Origin of the sequence: Alloalcanivorax xenomutans, from assembly GCF_900217905.1 — a bacterium.
In the GTDB taxonomy this organism is placed as follows: Bacteria; Pseudomonadota; Gammaproteobacteria; order Pseudomonadales; family Alcanivoracaceae; genus Alloalcanivorax; species Alloalcanivorax xenomutans.
This window is the reverse complement of the sequence record NZ_OBMO01000010.1, coordinates 82,672-99,812: the sequence shown is the minus strand read 5'-3', so window position 1 is coordinate 99,812 and position 17,141 is coordinate 82,672. Positions and strand designations below refer to the sequence as shown.

14 protein-coding genes are annotated in these 17,141 nt (G+C 63.9%); 5 read left to right on the top strand and 9 right to left on the bottom strand.

Features of this window, described 5'->3' with window-relative positions:
- Nucleotides 1-68 precede the first annotated feature (68 nt).
- From CRO06_RS09690 to CRO06_RS09680, 3 genes are read left to right on the top strand one after another with little or no spacing between them, the layout of a single operon-like run.
- Nucleotides 69-395, top strand: a complete 327-nt coding sequence (locus CRO06_RS09690) for an ArsR/SmtB family transcription factor (protein ID WP_022997445.1) — start codon at nucleotides 69-71, stop codon at nucleotides 393-395.
- The gene (locus CRO06_RS09685) at nucleotides 392-856 is read left to right on the top strand and encodes a YeeE/YedE family protein (RefSeq protein WP_022997446.1); all 465 of its coding nucleotides are present in this window, start codon (nucleotides 392-394) and stop codon (nucleotides 854-856) included. Before CRO06_RS09690 ends, CRO06_RS09685 begins: the two co-directional genes overlap by 4 nt.
- Entirely contained in the window at nucleotides 853-1,272 is a 420-nt protein-coding gene (locus tag CRO06_RS09680) for a DUF6691 family protein (protein WP_097058333.1), read from the top strand. Before CRO06_RS09685 ends, CRO06_RS09680 begins: the two co-directional genes overlap by 4 nt.
- Here the strand turns inward: CRO06_RS09680 and CRO06_RS09675 are convergent.
- Nucleotides 1,255-2,457, bottom strand: coding sequence for an MFS transporter (locus CRO06_RS09675; protein ID WP_097058332.1), 1,203 nt, complete (start codon nucleotides 2,455-2,457; stop codon nucleotides 1,255-1,257). The two genes, CRO06_RS09680 and CRO06_RS09675, sit on opposite strands and share 18 nt — an antisense overlap.
- A gap of 140 nt (nucleotides 2,458-2,597) precedes the next feature.
- On the opposite strand from CRO06_RS09675, the gene CRO06_RS09670 reads away from it, so the two are divergent.
- Nucleotides 2,598-3,461: a LysR family transcriptional regulator gene (locus CRO06_RS09670; protein WP_026948823.1), complete on the top strand. Its 864-nt coding sequence runs from the start codon at nucleotides 2,598-2,600 to the stop codon at nucleotides 3,459-3,461.
- On the opposite strand, the gene gloA is transcribed toward CRO06_RS09670, so the two are convergent.
- Nucleotides 3,458-4,003 carry a lactoylglutathione lyase gene (gene gloA / locus CRO06_RS09665; protein ID WP_022997450.1) on the bottom strand — a complete coding sequence of 182 codons (546 nt, stop codon included), beginning with the start codon at nucleotides 4,001-4,003 and terminating at the stop codon, nucleotides 3,458-3,460. The genes CRO06_RS09670 and gloA overlap by 4 nt on opposite strands.
- A gap of 123 nt (nucleotides 4,004-4,126) precedes the next feature.
- On the opposite strand from gloA, the gene CRO06_RS09660 reads away from it, so the two are divergent.
- Nucleotides 4,127-5,575, top strand: coding sequence for a helicase HerA-like domain-containing protein (locus tag CRO06_RS09660; RefSeq protein ID WP_022997451.1), 1,449 nt, complete (start codon nucleotides 4,127-4,129; stop codon nucleotides 5,573-5,575).
- Nucleotides 5,576-5,612: 37 nt separating this feature from the next.
- Here CRO06_RS09660 and CRO06_RS09655 read toward each other — a convergent pair whose 3' ends face one another.
- The 7 genes from CRO06_RS09655 to CRO06_RS09625 form a co-directional block, all read right to left on the bottom strand.
- A complete protein-coding gene (locus CRO06_RS09655) occupies nucleotides 5,613-6,098 on the bottom strand; it encodes an FKBP-type peptidyl-prolyl cis-trans isomerase (protein ID WP_022997452.1) in 486 nt (161 codons plus the stop codon).
- A gap of 28 nt (nucleotides 6,099-6,126) precedes the next feature.
- Nucleotides 6,127-7,146: a lysophospholipid acyltransferase family protein gene (locus CRO06_RS09650; protein WP_026948825.1), complete on the bottom strand. Its 1,020-nt coding sequence runs from the start codon at nucleotides 7,144-7,146 to the stop codon at nucleotides 6,127-6,129.
- 147 nt (nucleotides 7,147-7,293) lie between these two features.
- Nucleotides 7,294-8,322: an MBL fold metallo-hydrolase gene (locus CRO06_RS09645; protein ID WP_055100253.1), complete on the bottom strand. Its 1,029-nt coding sequence runs from the start codon at nucleotides 8,320-8,322 to the stop codon at nucleotides 7,294-7,296.
- Nucleotides 8,322-8,816 carry a chemotaxis protein CheW gene (locus tag CRO06_RS09640; protein ID WP_022997455.1) on the bottom strand — a complete coding sequence of 165 codons (495 nt, stop codon included), beginning with the start codon at nucleotides 8,814-8,816 and terminating at the stop codon, nucleotides 8,322-8,324. The genes CRO06_RS09645 and CRO06_RS09640 overlap by 1 nt, the downstream gene beginning before the upstream one ends.
- Nucleotides 8,817-8,841: 25 nt before the next feature.
- Nucleotides 8,842-9,861, bottom strand: a complete 1,020-nt coding sequence (locus CRO06_RS09635; protein WP_055100252.1) for a chemotaxis protein CheB — start codon at nucleotides 9,859-9,861, stop codon at nucleotides 8,842-8,844.
- Nucleotides 9,858-16,235 (bottom strand): Hpt domain-containing protein, encoded by a 6,378-nt coding sequence (locus CRO06_RS09630; RefSeq protein WP_097058331.1) that lies wholly within the window; start codon nucleotides 16,233-16,235, stop codon nucleotides 9,858-9,860. Before CRO06_RS09630 ends, CRO06_RS09635 begins: the two co-directional genes overlap by 4 nt.
- Before the next feature lie 38 nt (nucleotides 16,236-16,273).
- Nucleotides 16,274-17,137: a CheR family methyltransferase gene (locus CRO06_RS09625; protein WP_425319672.1), complete on the bottom strand. Its 864-nt coding sequence runs from the start codon at nucleotides 17,135-17,137 to the stop codon at nucleotides 16,274-16,276.
- Between the last annotated feature and the right edge of the window lie 4 nt (nucleotides 17,138-17,141).

The window sequence follows — 17,141 nt, the reverse complement described above, 5'->3', positions numbered from 1 at the left end:
GTCGCGATGATTTCTTGCCATACAATATATAAAAATATAAATTAAACAAAATGAAAGTGAGAGACACCATGAAGCACCCCGTTCCCGACCTGGATATGGATCAGTTGCGCGACAATGCCGCCGCGGCGGGACGCCTGTTGAAGGCGCTGGCCAATCCGGACCGTTTGTTGCTGCTTTGCCAGCTTTGCCAGGGTGAGCGCAATGTGGGTGAGCTGGAAGGAGCCGTGGGGGTACCGCAGCCCACTCTGTCCCAGCAGCTTGGCGTGTTACGGCGGGAGGGGCTGGTGGCGACCCGGCGTGAGGGCAAGCAGATTTACTACCGCATCGCCAGCGACGAAGCGCTGGCGGTGATCGAAACCTTGTATCGATTGTTTTGCGAGGAGGCTCGTCGATGAACGTGGAGTGGAGCCTGTTCACCCCCTGGAGTGCTCTGGCCGGAGGTGTGTTGATCGGTCTGGCCGCGTCTTTGCTGATTCTGGCCAACGGCCGCATTGCCGGTATCAGCGGGTTGCTCGGTGGGTTGCTGGACGGATTGTTTGGCGGGTCGGCGCGGTCCGGCCAGGAAGGGCGTGGTGAAGCGGCGCTGTTTTTACTCGGGTTGCTGGCCGCGCCGCTGCTCTGGAGCCTGTTCGCGGCGGTACCGGAAAGCCATTTCAGCGGCTCGCCGGCGATGCTGATCGTGGCGGGGCTGCTGGTGGGCCTGGGAACCCGCTACGGCTCCGGTTGTACCAGCGGTCATGGTGTCTGCGGCCTGTCCCGGCTGTCACCGCGTTCCCTGGTGGCCACGTTGTGCTTCATGGGGGCGGGTTTCGTCACCGTCTATGTCGTCCGCCATCTGTTGGGAGTCGCGGTATGAACAAGCTGACGGCGCTACTTGCGGGCCTGCTGTTCGGTGTCGGGCTGATTCTGTCCGGTATGACCGATCCGGCCAAGGTGCTGGGCTTTCTTGACCTGACCGGTGCCTGGGATCCTTCCCTGGCGCTGGTGATGGTCGGTGCCATCGCCGCGGCCATGGCGCCGATGGCCCTGGCCCGCCGCCGCTCCCGGGCCTGGCTGGGCGGTGCCATGCGGCTGCCCACGCGGCGCGACCTTGACCGCCGCCTGGTGGGCGGCAGTTTGGTGTTCGGCGTCGGCTGGGGATTGGCGGGTATTTGCCCCGGTCCGGCTCTGACGCTGCTGCCTCTGGGTTATTGGCAGGGCATTGTGTTCGTGGCGGCGATGGTCGCCGGCATGTTGCTGTTTCGTGTTCTGCAATCACGAGGCGGAGGTTGACGTCTCCGCCGGTGTCAGCCACGCCAGCAGACAGGCCACGGCCGCCAGACCCAGACCGAGCCCGACCACGCCGTTCCACTGGTAATGCTGGTAGACCCACGCGGAGGCCAGCGAGCCTCCGGCGCCGCCAAGAAAGTACACGAACATGTAGCCGGAATTGAGGCGATTGCGGGCCGACTCATCCAGCGCGTAGATCACGTTCATGTTGCTGATGTGCACCGCCTGGATCGCCAGATCCAATATCACGATGCCGATGATCAGCGCGATCAGGCTCACTTCACTGAAGCCCATCACCACCCAGGACAACGCCAGCATCAACACGCCGCCCAAGGTGGTCCAGCGGGCGTAGCCCCGGTCGGCCAGGCTGCCCGCCTTGCGCGCGGACAAGGCGCCCACCGCCCCGGCCAGCCCGAACAGGCCGATGGTGGCGTCGGAGAAGTGCCAGGGTTCGGAGGAAAGCAAAAACGCCGCCGAGGTCCAGAACACGCTGAACATGGCGAAGGTCAGGAAGCCCAAAGCGGAACGGGCCCGATACAGACGATAACGGGCGAACAGCTGGCCAATGGACAGCAGTAAACGGCCATAGGAAAGCCCCGCCGATTGCCGGTGGGTGGGCAGCAGCCGCCACAGCGCCAGGGCGTTTAGGAACATCAGCGCCGAAGCTACCCAGTAGACGGTGCGCCAATCGCCGAGGGTGGACAAGGCGCCGGCCACGGTCCGGGCCAGCAGAATCCCAAGCAACAGACCGCTCATCACCGTGCCCACCACTTTGCCGCGCACCGCCGGCGCCGCGAGAGTGGCGGCAAAGGGCACCAGCACCTGGGCCACCACGGTGAAAGCGCCGGTAATGGCGGTGCCCACCAGCAGCATGGTCAGCGTGGAGGCATTCGCACTGATCAGCAGGCCGCCGGCGGCCAGCGTGATCATGGTGACGATCAGCCGCCGCCGCTCGAACATGTCGCCAAGAGGCACCAGCAGCAGCAATCCGGCCGCGTAGCCCGCCTGGGCGGCGGTGACGATGATGCCGGCGCGGGAATAGGACAACGACAACTCATCGGCGATAGTGTGCAGCAGCGGCTGGGCATAGTAGTTGCTGGCCACCGCCAATCCGGTGGTGACAGTCATCAGCATAAGCAGCATGGGATTGAGCCCGGGTGCCGTATCGTGCTGGCGGTCTGTGTTCATGGCCTCTCCTGGCGGTTCTCCCTGATGGGCTGGGTATCGATTGTCGGCTGAGCGGCGCAGTGTCGGCCAATCGCCGTCATGTGACAAATGCATTAATATCATTCCAGCTATCTATAAAAGAGATGGGTCAGGGCTGAATCATGAAACTTCGCCAGATCGAGTATGTGCTGGCGGTGGCGGAAGAAGGCAGTTTCACCGCCGCCGCCCGCCGCTGCCATATCGTGCAATCGGCACTGAGTCATCAGGTGGCGCAGCTCGAACAGCAACTGGGGACCATCCTGTTTGAACGTAACTCCCGATCCTTGCGGCTTACTCCCGCCGGTGAGGCGTTCGTGGAGAGCGGCCGGCGGGCTTTGGATGCGGTGCGCCGTATCGAAGACGAAGTGGCCGCGCGCAGCGGTGAAGTCCGTGGCCGGCTTTCTCTGGGGACCATCTCCACACTGACCGAACCGGACGTGATCGGGCTGACGGCCCAGTTTCATCGCCGCTACCCCCACGTGGACATTGAGATGAGCATGGACGGCAGCGAACGGATGATCGATCGCATGCACGAACACAGCCTGGATCTGGCCTTTGTCGGTCTCTGGCCCGGGGTGGTGATTGAACGGCTGGAAAGTGCTGAGCTGTGCGAAGAAGAGCTGGTGGCGTTGCTGCCCCGGGAGCACCCTCTGACCCAGTGCCGGAGGGTCGGTCTGGAGCAACTGACCGAATGGCCGATGGCGGACTTTGGCGAGGGAAGCGGGGCCCGCCAGCAGTCGGAGGAAGCGTTCGCCGCCGCGGGCCTGCGTTACGCGGTCCGGTTCGAGGTGAGTACCATTTCGCTGTTGGTGGATATCGTCCGCCGCGGCCTGGCGATCGGCCTGATTCCCGCCAGCCTCGCCCCGCGCCTGGCCGGCGTGTGCACACGGCCGGTGCGGGAAGCGCCGCGCCGGGTGGTGCGGGCGGTATGGCACCCCAACCCGACACCGGCGACGCGGGCCTTTCTGGCGCTGCTCGATCTTTAGCTGTTGGCCTGTTTCTCCATCATGTCGGCCTGAATGATCTCGATCCAGTAACCGTCGGGATCACGAATGAAGCCGAGGCCTTTCATTTTGCCCTCGTCCGGCTTCTTGACGAAGTCCACGCCCAGTTTCTCGAAGCGTTCGCAGGCGGCATAGACGTCCGGCACGGTGACGCCGATATGGCCGAAGCCGCGCGGGTCGTCATTGCCGTTGTGGTAGCTGAAATCCGCCTCTTTTTCCGTGCCCCAGTTATGAGTCAGCTCCAGCATCGCTTCCCGGCCAAAGGTGTAGGTCAGCCGGGCGGCGTCGTCTTCGGGCACGCGATTTTCTTCGTCCGGTGCAAGATAGCCCAGGAAGTAAAGGCTGAACTGCATTTCCGGGAAATCCAGTTTGCGCACCAGGCGCATACCCAGAACGCGGGAGTAGAAGTCCAGGCTGCGTTCGGGATCCTTGATCCGTAGCATGGTCTGGTTGAACAGGTAACGGTTGGTTTCCGCGTCTGGCTTTTCGCACAGGCCGGGAGCGGATTCAAAGTGGCGGGGCATAGTGTGCTCTCCAATAAAACGGCTCCCCAGCACATGGGGTTGAGCGCCGCTTTTACAACTCCTCACGGACAAAATCCGCCGAATCGCGCAGACTGCGGTCAGCACACAACGGGGATTCGGACCATGCAGCAGCTTTTGATCGGCGGTACGGAACAGGGACGGATTGCACTCAACGGGGCCATGGCCAACCGCCATGGATTGATCGCCGGTGCCACCGGTACCGGAAAAACCGTGACCTTGCAGGTGCTGGCGGAGGGCTTCTCACGTCTGGGCGTGCCGGTATTCACCGCTGATGTGAAAGGGGATTTGTCCGGTATCGCCGTGGCCGGCAAGAGCAACGACAAGATCCAGGAGCGGGTTCAGCGCATCGGCATCACTGATTGGGCCGCCGAGGCCTGCCCGGCCCGGCTGTGGGATCTGTATGGCCGCACCGGCCAGGCGGTCCGCACCACCGTGGCGGACATGGGGCCGGCGCTGCTGAGCAATTTGCTGGAGCTCAATGAGGTGCAAAGCGGAGTGCTCCATATCGCCTTCGACTACGCCGAAAGCGAGGATCTGCCGCTGCTGGATCTGAAGGATATGGAAAGCCTGCTGAACTGGATGGTGGAGCAACGCAAACCATTGTCCGAACGCTATGGCACGCTCTCCTCGCAGAGCCTCGGTGCTATTTTGCGCCGGCTGCTGGTGTTGAAGAACCAGGGCGGTGATGTGTTCTTCGGTGAGCCGGCGCTGGATATCATGGATCTGATACAGCAGCAGAACGGCCAGGGCGTGGTCAATCTGCTGGATGGCCGTGAGTTGATTCTGCGGCCCCGGCTGTACACCACGTTTCTGCTCTGGCTGCTGGCGGAATTATTCGAACGGTTGCCGGAGCGCGGCGACCAGCCCTTGCCGTTACTGGTGTTCTTTTTCGACGAGGCCCATTTGCTGTTCGACAGCGCGCCGAAAGCGCTACTGGAAAAACTCGAACAAACAGTAAGGCTGATCCGCTCCAAGGGGGTTGGTATTTACTTCGTCACGCAATCGCCGTCCGATATTCCCGACAGTGTGCTGGGCCAGCTCGGTAACCGGGTGCAACACGCTTTGCGAGCCTACACCCCCAAGGATCAGAAAGCAGTGAAAGTGGCGGCCCAGACTTTCCGCGCCAACCCCGATCTGGATACCGCCCGGGTGATCACCGAGCTGGGTGTCGGCGAAGCATTGGTCAGCGTGCTCGACGATCAGGGTATCCCGACGCCGGTGGAACGTACCCTGGTGGCGCCGCCACGCAGCCGCATCGGGCCGGCCGACGAGGAGGCTTTGGCGCAACTGAAAGCGGCGTCCCCGTTGGCCGCCAAATACGATCAAACGGAGGATCGGGACTCCGCCCACGAGCGTCTGCAGGCTCGCCGCCAGCGGCAGAAGGAGGCGGAACAGGCAAAACCGGAGCCGGAGAAAAAAGCCAGCATGAAGCGGACCTCGCGCCGGCAGAGCGCCGGCGAGGCTTTTACCAAGAGTTTGCTGAGAACCCTGGCCACGCAACTGGGTCGGGTACTGGTTCGAGTGTTGGAGCGGTTTCTGAAGCGGCGTTGAAGTGGCGCGGTCTGTGGGAAACGACCAAAGCGATACGTCAGTGCTGGTGGCCGCCCGGACCGTGTACGTGGCGATGAGCGATTTCCTCGGCGCTGGCGTCGCGGATATCCTTCACCGAAAGCTGGAAGCGTAAGGCGCGGCCCGCCAGCGGATGGTTGGCGTCCACGTCCACGGTTTTCAAACCCACTTTCACCACGGTGACCAGGCGTGGGCCCTGCTCGGTTTGCAGCCGGACCACCTTGCCGGGTTTGAGCTTGCCGGCGTGCTTGAAATACTTGGCCGGAAGGCGTTGCCGCAGACTGTCGTCGCGTTCGCCGTAGGCGTCCGCCGCCGCCAGAGTCACTTCCACATCCTCGCCGACGTCCTTGCCTTCCAGTGCGGCCTCGAGGCCGGGCAGAATGTTCCCGGCGCCATGCAGATACAACAGTGGCGCGTCCTCGGCGCTGCGTTCCAGTTCACTGCCATCGGCACCGTCGAGCAGGGTGTAATGCAGGGTAACGACCTTGTCTTTATTGATCGGCATGGGCGAGTCCTCGAAAACGAAGGCGCTATTATGCTTTTCCTTCCGAAGGGACGGAAGCGTTCCGCGCCGTCGTGGTGTCCGGCGCCAGACCCAGCGCGGAGCGATCCTCCCCGTGAGCGGCGCGGCGCAACAGAACCAGGGATTGCCGGTACCACAGCCGGCGCCCGCCGGGGCGCCACTTGAAGCGTTTGTAAGTCCACTGGTACTGGGTTGGCTTGCGGCTGATGCAGCGGGCCAGGTGGTGATTCAGCGCGGACAGAATGGCGCTGTCGTCCTCGGCATTTTCAATGTCGGGCGCCGGTTCGAAATGCACCTGGATGTCACGCACGCCGCCTTCACCGCGATAGCAGGACACCACGAAAATATGGGGTCGGAAGCGGCGCACCAGTTTCCCCACCAGCGCCGGAGTGGGTACCGCATGGCCGAAGAACGGCACATAGGGGTTGGCGCGGCTGCCGGGGTTATGGTCGGCCAGCAGCGCCAGGGTGCCGCCGGCGCGCATGGTGGCCAGCCCCTCCTTGACCCCCTGGCTGTTGGTGGGCACCAGCCGGCAGCCGGTGCGTTCGCGCGCCAGCTTCACCACCTCGTCCAGCAGCGTGGCTGGGTGCGGCTGGTACATCACGGTGGTGTTGCCTTTCTGTCCCAAATACAGATTGATGTTTTCCCAGCTGCCCTGGTGCAACGACAACAGCAACACCGGCCGCTCGCTGGCGGAGGCCTCGAGAAAGGCGGCTTCGCCGTGGATATGGGAGAATCGCGCCAGGGTCTCCTCCACCGGCCGGCTCCAGACATGGGCGAACTCAGTGAGAGTGCGGCCCAGCTCGCACACGCTTTGCCGGGCAATCCGGCGTGCTTCGGCCAGGGGCATGTCCGGATAAGCCGCCAGCACGTTGATCAGGGCAACCCGGTAAGCACTGGCATAGCGTAATGGCACCCGGGTCATCAGTCCCGCCAGAAACGCCCCCAAGCCGGTAGCCACGGGTAATGGCAGCCACGCAAACAGACGCATCAGCCACCAGAGACGCCGTCCCCGTTGCCGTGGTGTCATGTTCCGCTTTCTCCTTGGGTCTCGCTGCCTCCGCCTGCGAAGGCTGAATTCTTGTGGTCCCGGATCCGGAGTCAAGGTGTGCCGGCGGGGGCCTTCCATGAGCGCATTCTACATGAGTCGCTAAGCAGACCCATGGTCGGCCCGCGCTTAGCTCTGCAAAACAGGGTCAACGGCGGCAACGGTGTCGTGCAAGGGCAGAGTCACGGTTTCGCCATGGGCCGGAACGCGGAATTGTCCGGCGGGAATACCCTGGGTTGCAAGGGCCCGGGCGAGCAGTTGTGGCGGCTCGTCCATTGGTTCGTCGGTGAGAACGAAGGTTCCCCAATGCATGGCCAGGGAATGGCGTGCCTGCAGATCCTGATGAATGCGCACGGCTTCTTCCGGATTGATGTGCACCGGCGCCATGAACCAGCGGGGCAGATAGGCGCCGATCGGCAACAGCGCCGTGTCCACCGGCCCCACCGCCTTGTGGATATCCTGGAACACCGGGGCGTAGCCGGTATCGCCGGCGAAAAACAGACTGAAATCCGGCCACTGCAGGCGCCAGCCGCACCACAGCGTGGTGTTGCGATCACGGGGGCCACGGCCGCTGAAATGCTGGGTCGGCAGGCAGAATGCCTGAGCCTCGTGCCAGTCCGCGTGCTGCCACCAGCCCCGCTCGATCACTTCGGTGATGCCTCGGCGGCGCAGCCAGGCGCCGACCCCGGTGGGGGCGAACCAGGTGATCTGATCGCCGAAGCGCCGTTGCAGCGCGTCCACCGCAGCCCGGTCCAGATGATCATAGTGATTGTGGGAAACCAGCACCGCGTGGATGGGCGGCAGCGCGTCGATGGTCAGCGCCGGCGGAACGGCGCGCTTGGGGCCGGCGAAGGAAACCGGTGAGCAACGTTCGGAGAACACCGGGTCGGTCAGCAGATTCCAGTTCCGGTATTGGATCAGATAGGTGCTGTGGCCGATCCAGGTGAAACGCGGTTGCGGTGCCGGCCGGGCCAGCAGGGCCGGGTCCGGTTGCTGTAATGGGAATGGCAAATGGGGCGGGAAACGGCCACGGGTTTCCCTTTGCCAGCGCAGCAACTCCGCCAGTCCGTGATCGGGTGTGGGGTAAAGATTGCGGAAACGTCCGCGGGGCCGGGCATCGCGCCGTGCCCATTGTTCCAGCAGAGACCAGTCAATCATTATCGGCGTTGCCCGGCTTGCAGGCCCGCCACCGCCTTTTCCACCGCGTCGAGATCAGGAATCACCGCCAGATCGCCTCCCATTTGCACATTCATCGCCGCTGCCGGACCGATGTCTCCCGGTTCCTCCCGGGGGGCGCCGGGCGTCACCCGCAGCAATCTTGGTATCCCTTGTACCACCATGGCGTAGAAACGGCACGCCCCGGACACCGAATGAAGGATGGCGATGCGTGCTTGTGGCCCGATATGAACGGGACCGGACTCATTCAGCTTTTCGAAGGACAGCAGCGGCAGTTCCTGCTCACGCCAGTGCATCCAGCCAAGCAGCCATTCCGGGCCGTGGCCGGGCCGGTCCGGGTGGCGCAGAGGAATCACCTCCGCCACTACCAGGTTGGGAATCAGCCAGGGGCGTTCCGCCATGGGAATCAGCAGACTGGCGATGTCGTCGGGCAGCGTGTCGGGATTACGGTCATCGGACAGGGTCTTGTCGAACATAATCTTCTCCTTGCATGGGATTGGTTCACCTGCCCGGTGCCGATAGTTCCCGGCGTACCTGTTCCACCAATTGGCCCGCCAGTTGTTCCGGGCTGCCGCTGTAGCTGACACAGCCGGTTTCCCGCACCGAGTCCGGCTGGCTGCTGGCGGCACAGGTGTCCGTCGACTGCGCCCAGACCATGGTGCCGGAAGCCGCAAGACGCGGCGCGGCGATGGCGCCGTCATTGCCCATGCCGGAAAACAGGATGGCGCCGGCACAGTGGCCGATGCCCTCCAGGACATGGGTCATCAGTTGGTCGATGCTGGGTGCATAGGGGCCCTCCCAGCGGTTACCAGTGGCGACGACGCGGCCGTCGGAATGAAAACGGATTGCCTGGTCCACTGGCGCCAGCAGCACCTCGCCGTGGCACAACCGGCTGCCGTCGTCACCGATCCGGCAGCGGATCGAAGGGTTGCGGTCCAGTACCTGGCGGAGAGTGCCCATGAATCCGGGATCAATGTGCTGAGCCAGCACGAAGGCCACCGGCAGATGTTCCGGTAACGAGTCGAGAAAACGTTTCACCGCCGCCGGCCCTCCCAGGCTGGCGCCCAGTACCCAGACTCTCCGTGGGTGGCCCTGGTCTTGCCGCGGCAGATCGCGGAATTCCCGGGGCTCCGGGATCGGTGCTCTGGTGTCCGGGGGCAGACTTTGCAGGCGCTCCTGCAATGCCGGCGGGCCGACATAGTCCAGCAATTTGCTCAGCAGGCGACGCTCCCAACGGGGATAGTGGGCGGCATTGCGCGGCGGGGCCTGACCATCGCAGAACAGCAACGGCGCACGAGCACCTTCCAGCAGGCGATCAAGGAAGTGCTGCCAGCGATCTTCCCGGGACAGGTCCACCACCCACAGATCCAGATCGCTGTCATCAAGCCAGTGTGCCGCCAGGTTCTCCGGATCGGTGCTGATCACCACCTGATAGCCCTGACCGCGAATCGCCGTGGACAGCAAATGGCCTTGCAGGGTGTCATCGGCGATCACGCCGATGCGGGCCGCCGGTGGCGTCATCCCACGCTCTCCCGGCTTTCCTCCAGCAATTCGCCGAGGGTGGTGAGCAGCTCACCTTCCTGGAAGGGTTTCCCCATATAGCCGTTGACGCCGATATCGAAAGCCCGGTCACGGTGTTTCTCGCCGGTTCTGGAAGTGATCATGATGATGGGCACCCGCGCCAGCCGCGCATCATGACGGACATGGGACGCCACCTCGAAGCCATCCATGCGTGGCATTTCAATGTCCAGCAGCATGGCGTCCGGCGTGTGATCCTCCAGCTTGGCGATGGCGTCCAGACCGTCCTTGGCGGTAACCACGCGGTAGCCCTGACGCTCCAGCAGGCGTCCGGTGACTTTTCGCACCGTCACCGAATCGTCCACCACCATCACCAGCGGCGCCTGCTCGCGAGCAGCGTCGCGCTGGTCCGCCGGGGCGGTCAACGGTGCTGGCTGGCGCAACTGGGCGGCGCGGATCAGGGAGTGGATGTCGAGAATAACCACCACCGAGCCGTCGCCGAGGATGGTGGCGCCGCTGATGCCGGCCACGCTGGTGAGCTGCGGCCCGAGGGATTTCACCACCACTTCGCGGGAACCCACCAGGCTATCCACCACCAGGGCCACGGCGTGGTCGGAACTGCGGATCAACAGCAACGGCAGCGGCTGGCTCTGCACATCCGGATGCGGCATCGGCATGTCATGGACGAAACGGCCCAGGTAATGCAGGTCGTAGTCCTGACCGGCGTAGCGATACACCAGGTTCTGATTCTCCACATAATCGAGCAGTTCGAACGGACTGACCCGCACGATGCCTTCGATCTGATTGAGCGGAATGGCGTAGGTGTCCTCGTTGGCGCGCACCATCAAGGCCCGGTTCACCGCCAGGGTGAAAGGCAGGCGCACCACGAAGCGGGTGCCCTGCCCTCGGTGCGATTCGATGCGCACGGTGCCGCCGAGTTGTTTGATTTCGCTGGCCACCACATCCATGCCGACGCCCCGGCCCGAGAGCTGGGTGACCTGGCTGGCGGTGGAGAAACCGGCGTGGAAAATGAACTGATGCACGTCCTGGTCGCTGGGATTGGCGTCGGCATCGATCAACCCTCGCTCCACCGCTTTGGCGCGCACCGCCTCGGTATTGATACCGCCGCCGTCATCGGCCAGCGTCAGCACCACCTCGCCGCCCTCGCGGGTCAGTTCCAGGCGCACCTGACCGGTCTCGTTCTTGCCGGCTTCGCGCCGCTCCCGGGGGGACTCGATGCCGTGGTCGATGGCGTTGCGCAGCATGTGTTCCAGAGGCGCCACCATGCGTTCCATCAAGGTGCGATCCAACTCCCCTTCCGGGTTGATCACCTCGAACTCGACCTTCTTGCCGACCTCGCCGGAAACCTGGCGGATGATGCGGCGCAGGCGTGGCACCAGCCGGGAGAACGGCACCATGCGTGTGCGCATCAACTTCTCCTGTAGCTCGGTATTGATGCGCTGCTGCTGCAGCAACAGCGTTTCGCTGTCGCGGGTCCGTTCCAGCAAGGTGTTTTTCAGATCCAGCAAGTCCGAGGCGGATTCGGAGAGCTGCTTGGTAATCTGGTGCAGCTCGGAATACTGGTCCATCTCCAGGGGGTCGAAGCGGGCGTCGAATTCGCCCCGGTCCACCCCCTGCTGATAGTTGGAGAGAATCTGGGCTTCGGTTTCCGCGTCCAGTCGGCGCAGCTGTTCGTACAGACGGGTAACGGTGGCACCGATCTCCGACACGTGAGCGACAAAGTCGTTGATGCTCTGCTCCACCCGGCCCCGGTTGATGGAGGTTTCCCCGGCCAGGTTGACCAGCGCCTCCAGCACCTCCGCGCTTACCCGTACCATTTCCTGCGGCGCCGCCGGCGTGGCGGCGGCAGGCTCGGTAGGCGCGCTGGGCGCCGGGAGGGTGTCCGGTGCCCGGGTATCCGCCGGTTGCCCGCGCAGTTGGCCGCGTTGCTGGTTAATCGCGTCCAGCCAACCGAGCATGGTGAGGAAGTCGTCTTCTTCCGGTGCCCGGCGTTGATTGTCCAGCCGCTCCAGAAACTGCTCGAAGTCGTGGCTCAGGTCCCCGAGAGGCGCCACCCCGGCCAGCCGCGCGCCGCCCTTGAGAGTGTGCAGAGCCCGCTTGAGCTGGTCATTGAGCTGGCGGTCTTCCGGCTGATCCCGCCAGGCGGTCAGGGTCGCTTCAATGGTCTCGCCCAGTTCCTCCGATTCCTCCAGAAAAATATCGAGAATGTCGGGATCAATGCCGCCGCTATCCCCTCCGCCGGACGATGGCGCGAGCGCGACAGGCTTGGCCGGGGCGGCTTCGGGGGTGACGTCGGAGACGGGAGCCGCGAGTCTGAAAGCGGACGGATCATTGAGATAGTCATGGATGGCCTGAATTAAATCCCGGGCAGGGGCAAGGGCTTGCCGGGCGGTGACCTGGTCGATCATTTCCGCCACGCGGTCGTGGCAGCGGTGCAGCAGATCGAAAACCGCCGGCTGTCGCTCCACGCGGCCAAGAGCGAGGCGCTCGTAGAGCGTTTCCATCTCATGGCCCAGATCAGCCAGCTCGCGGAGTTCGGCCATGCGCGCCCCGCCTTTGAGGGTGTGCAGATCTCGCTGCAGGGCCTGCACCAGCAGAAGGTTCTCCGGCTCCCCGATCCACCGTTCCAGACTTTCGGTGCAGCTGTGGAGAATGTCCTCCGCCTCTTCCAGAAAGATACCAACCAATTCCGGGTCCCGCTCCTCCGTGGCGGGTTGAGCGGCCGGCTCCGGGGGCGCGGCCTTCGCCTCCCCCTTCCCCTTCGGTGTCCAGGGCGTGTCGGCCAGTGCCAGCACGTCTTCGAGGACCGTGTCCGTGGCCGGCAGCGAGCCGGAGCGCAACTGATCGATCATATCGGCCAGGCGATGATGGGCCCGCTGCAGAATATCGAATACCGAAGGCGTCGGCGCGGTGGTCTCCGGTAAGGCCAGACGGCGGTACAGGCCGGCCAGAGACCGGGCCAGGTCCGCCAGGGCGGGTACTTCCGCATCGCCGGCGCTGCCGGCCAGATCGGTGAGTTCCTGGTCCAGCTGGTCGAGGCTGGCCGGCTGTCCCAATTGCCAGGTGGCCAGATGTTCGTTGGCGCGCAGCAAGGCCTCCTCGGCCTGCTGCAAAAGCCCGCTGCTATGCTCCGAAGCGGGCGCGGACGGCGCCTGCGTATCAGGCGTTAGTGGCTGCCGGGTTTCGGTCAGGTCTCGCAGGCCGTCCACCAGCCCCAATTCGGCGCGCACGGTCTGGCCGGCGGCCAGGCAATCGAGCATGTTAATCAGCGCGTCATGACCTTCATTGAGCTGTGCCAACAGCCCCGGGTCGAAGGTCAGGCGCCCCTGAGTGATGGTGGCGTAGGCGGTGGCCAGCGCCAGGGCAAGGCCTTCGATTTCCTCCAGACCCGCCTTGCGGGCACCTTGCGCCAGGTTCTGCAGTTCATCGCGTAGCCGGGCCAACGGCCGGATCTGCTCGGGGTCGGTGGACCAGGCCTGTAACAGGGTGTCGGCGTCCATCACCAGGTCCATGCTGTCGGACAGCAGCATGGCCAGAACCTGGGCGTTATTGTTTTGATGATCACCGCGTACCTGATGGCGGGCGTCGTCCAGGGCACTCAGCAGAGGGCCGGCATCGGGTAAAGCGGCATCGCCCTGGGAGGCCAATCGCCGCAAGCCCTCGCTCAGTTGCTGGTGGCTGTCGCGAATCAGTGCCACCTGATCACGGCTGGCGCGCAGGCCGGCGGCGATCAGTTCCTTCACCAGCTTTTCGCCTGCCTCCGCCATTTCCGCCATGGCATTCAATTCGGCCATGCGCGCGCTGCCTTTCAGTGTGTGCAAGGCGCGATGGACGCGATCATCCAGATCCTGCTCGCCAAGTTCCGGGTCCAGTCCATCCAGCCACTGCGCCAGCAGTGCGAGATTGCGGTCGGCCTCACGGCGGAAAATATCCAGCAGCACCGGATCGGGCTGATCCGCGGATGTTTCGGGTAACGTCAGAGCGTCCAGATTATCCAGAGTGTCGCCCGGTGTCGCCGGTTCCGCTTGTGCCTTGCCGGTTAGGGCCTGGTAGTCCTCGTCACTGAGTGTGACGGAGGGCCCGGTGCCTGTTTTTTCCTGGACGGGCGTTTGAGCCGCCGTGCTTTCCTGGTCGCCTTCCGCTTTGTTTTTGTCTTCGCTACCCAGTGTGGGGATTCGCTCCAGGCTGCCTCCATCGGCAAGGATACCAGCGGCTTCGATCAGCGGGGTCACGTCCACCGGGTCCGGTTGGCGGCGGGCGAAAGCGCTGACCAGATCGGGAATCAGGCCGTGGACCTCGCGCACCAGGTCGATCAGCGTGGCGTCGGCGCCGATGCTGTGGTCGATGACCCGGTTCATCATGTTCTCGATGGCCCAGGCCAGTTCTCCCACGGTGGTGGCGCCGACCATGCGACCGGAGCCCTTGAGGGTGTGGAAGGCGCGGCGAAACTCCACCAGCGCGGTTTCATCGCCAGTATCGGCGGCCCAGCGGGGAAAGTACTGGTCCAGCGCCTCGATGACCTCGTCCGCCTCCTCGACGAAAATCTCGATGATTTCATCATCCACCAGATCATCATCGTCGTCCGCGTTGCGCGGTTCCTGCTCGGCCGGTGCTCCCGTTGATGGCGGCTCCGCATCGCTCTCCTGGGGCTGAAGCGGATACCCCAGGGCGGCGATGCTGCGATGCGCCACTTCGAGAACATCGTCACTGGTATGCGGGTCGTCGCTGAGACGTTCCAGGTAGTACTCCACCGAACTCATGGCATCGGCGAGGGTATCCATGCTCTGCCAGTCCGGTGCCTGTTCGTCGTCCAGCAGCCGTTCCTGAATAAAACGGGCGCACTGCCGCAGTACCAGAGCCGGGCGTTGCAGTTGCACCATTTCCAGGCCGCCACGGACGGTCCGCAGGCGGTCCGGCACCGATTGCAAATGGGCGCGATCCCAATGCGAGGCGATGAATTCCACTACCCCGTCCTTGGCTTCCTCCAGTCCCGCCCGGCATTCGCGCAGCGCCGCGTCCATGGCCTGGCCGAGATGATTGGGCAGCGGCGAAGTGCCGGTGCCTTCAATAGTATTGCCAATGGTATTCCCGGTGGAGCGGCGCTGGTTGTTGCCGCCAAAGCCGGCGAGCGTCGCTTCCACATACAGTAGGGCTCCGGCCACATCCATCAGCCGTTCCCGTTGTGGGGGCTGACGGCGTTCGGCGATGTCCTCCAGGGCCTGCCGTTGTTCATCCACCAGCACCCGGGGCTGGCCCAGGCCGAGCATGGCGATGGTGTCGGACACCTGCTTCAGCGTGCTGACCAACGGCGACAGATCGGCGGGGTCCGCCCGGGAGTCGTGAACGAACCGCTCCAGGCGATCCTTGACCTTGGTGATCTCCTCGGACAAGGCGGTCACCACCGAATGCATGGCCATGGCATCCGGGCCGTTGAGCCGGGCCCGCTCCTCGTTCACCAGCGCCTCCGGAGGTAGCGCGTCCTGCAGACGAAAGCGCCGCCGGATGGCCTCGATGGCCGGTGTCGCGCGCTCCGCCCGGGCCACGTAATAAAGCAGGTTCTTGATCAACTCCGTGGGGGCCGGGCGTTCCAGGCTGTCGGCGCCGTCGGCGGCCAGTTCACGCAAGGTGCGATCCAGCTGGCCCAGCATCTGCTTGGCCGAGGAGCCCAGCGGAATAACCTCTTCCTCCAGCCCTTCCACCATGGCATCGGCGATCCGCCACAACGGTGCCCGGGCGGCATCACCGCTGATTTGCCGGAGCTTTTCCAGCACCCGGCGCAGATATCCGAGATTACGTTTCACCTGGTCGCCGCGCATGATGCCCAACAGCGCTACCTGGAATGTTTGCCGCATTTTGCGGATCAATTGCGGAAAGCGGGCGTCATTGCGGATGCTCTCATCAATGCGGCCGTCGCCCTGGGCATGCTGCAGATCGGGTTTGAACAACGCGGTTTCGGACAGCAGCGGTTCACCGCGCGCGGCGCGCAAGTCGTTCAACAATGGCAGCAGCACCACCGGCAAGTCCCGACGGTTACTGGCCACGCGATCCAGATAAGGGGGCAGCTGCAGGATCGCCCGCATCAACAATTCCTGGGCTTCCGCTTCCCGGTCGATACGCTGATCGAGCAGAGCCCGGGCCAGTTTTTCCATTTCCTCGGCAAGTAACGCGGCGCCGTAGAACTCCACCATTTGCAGGGTGCCATGGACCTGATGCAGGTGGGTCTGGCAGAACCGCATGCGTGTCGAGTCGCCCGGGTTCTCCACATAGGCTTCGAGTGCTTCGCGGGCCTGATCCAGTGTTTCCTGGATTTCTCCGCGTACCCAGTCGAGAGCCAGATAATCGTGATGATCGCTCATTTGATGATCCCCCCGGGGCTGCCCCCAGCCCCTGGCCGTCAAACGCGGCGCCGGAACGCCAACGTGTCGGGATAGACTTCCCGCTCCAGATTATCGTTTTGCCAGTCGGTGATTTCGCCGGGCCCGAGGACCAGGACGCCCCCCGGCGCCAGGCGGGCGGCCAGGCGATTGACGATCTGGCGTTTTCGCCAACGGCGAAAGTAAATCAGCATGTTCTGACAGAAGATCAGATCCAGGTTTTCCATCGGTGCCTGATCCAGATCCAGTACGTTCAGGTGGGCGAAGCACACCCGCTCGCGCAAGGTGGCGATGACCTGAAGGTGCTGAGCGTCGTAGTGCTGAAAATATCGCTCGCGCAATGCCGGCGCCACGCGGTTCACCCGGCGCAGGGGGAACACACCACGGCGCGCCCTGGCCAGAGTGGGCAGGCTGATATCCGTGCCAGTAATGCCGTAGAACAATTTGTCCCGGGCGCCGGCGAAACACTCATTGATGACCATGGCCAGCGAATAGGCTTCCTCGCCGGTGGAGCACCCCACGCTCCAGGCATTCAAGGTGCCGCCGCCGGCATGCCGACGGGCGAAGTCACGGCTGAACGCTTTGATCAGCGCGAAGGACCCCGGATGACGAAAAAAACCGGTTTCCTGCACCGTGAGCCGATCCACCAGAATCGACCATTCCATGGCACGGGATTCGCTGGCGCCGGTGACCAGCTGAGCGTAATAGGTTTGATAGTCCTCCAGGCCCAGTTCACGCATGCGTGTGCTCAAGCTGGTTTCCAGGAAGGATTTCCGCTCCGCCGGCAGGGTCATGCCGGTGCGCTCTTCCAGCAGGGTCTGCCAGAGCTGGAATTGCTCCGCGTCCATGGCTGGCGCGTTGCGAAGAGCCCAGGGCGGCGTCACGGCA

Excerpts from the sequence above, each read along its gene's own strand:
- CRO06_RS09655 (WP_022997452.1), bottom strand. The coding sequence starts at position 6,098 with ATGCCGATCAATAAAGACAAGGTCGTTACCCTGCATTACACCCTGCTC.
- CRO06_RS09645 (WP_055100253.1), bottom strand. The coding sequence starts at position 8,322 with ATGATTGACTGGTCTCTGCTGGAACAATGGGCACGGCGCGATGCCCGG.
- gloA (WP_022997450.1), bottom strand. The coding sequence starts at position 4,003 with ATGCCCCGCCACTTTGAATCCGCTCCCGGCCTGTGCGAAAAGCCAGAC.
- CRO06_RS09635 (WP_055100252.1), bottom strand. The coding sequence starts at position 9,861 with ATGACGCCACCGGCGGCCCGCATCGGCGTGATCGCCGATGACACCCTG.
- CRO06_RS09650 (WP_026948825.1), bottom strand. The coding sequence starts at position 7,146 with ATGACACCACGGCAACGGGGACGGCGTCTCTGGTGGCTGATGCGTCTG.
- CRO06_RS09685 (WP_022997446.1), top strand. The coding sequence starts at position 392 with ATGAACGTGGAGTGGAGCCTGTTCACCCCCTGGAGTGCTCTGGCCGGA.
- CRO06_RS09690 (WP_022997445.1), top strand. The coding sequence starts at position 69 with ATGAAGCACCCCGTTCCCGACCTGGATATGGATCAGTTGCGCGACAAT.
- CRO06_RS09660 (WP_022997451.1), top strand. The coding sequence starts at position 4,127 with ATGCAGCAGCTTTTGATCGGCGGTACGGAACAGGGACGGATTGCACTC.
- CRO06_RS09630 (WP_097058331.1), bottom strand. The coding sequence starts at position 16,235 with ATGAGCGATCATCACGATTATCTGGCTCTCGACTGGGTACGCGGAGAA.
- CRO06_RS09675 (WP_097058332.1), bottom strand. The coding sequence starts at position 2,457 with ATGAACACAGACCGCCAGCACGATACGGCACCCGGGCTCAATCCCATG.
- CRO06_RS09670 (WP_026948823.1), top strand. The coding sequence starts at position 2,598 with ATGAAACTTCGCCAGATCGAGTATGTGCTGGCGGTGGCGGAAGAAGGC.
- CRO06_RS09680 (WP_097058333.1), top strand. The coding sequence starts at position 853 with ATGAACAAGCTGACGGCGCTACTTGCGGGCCTGCTGTTCGGTGTCGGG.
- CRO06_RS09640 (WP_022997455.1), bottom strand. The coding sequence starts at position 8,816 with ATGTTCGACAAGACCCTGTCCGATGACCGTAATCCCGACACGCTGCCC.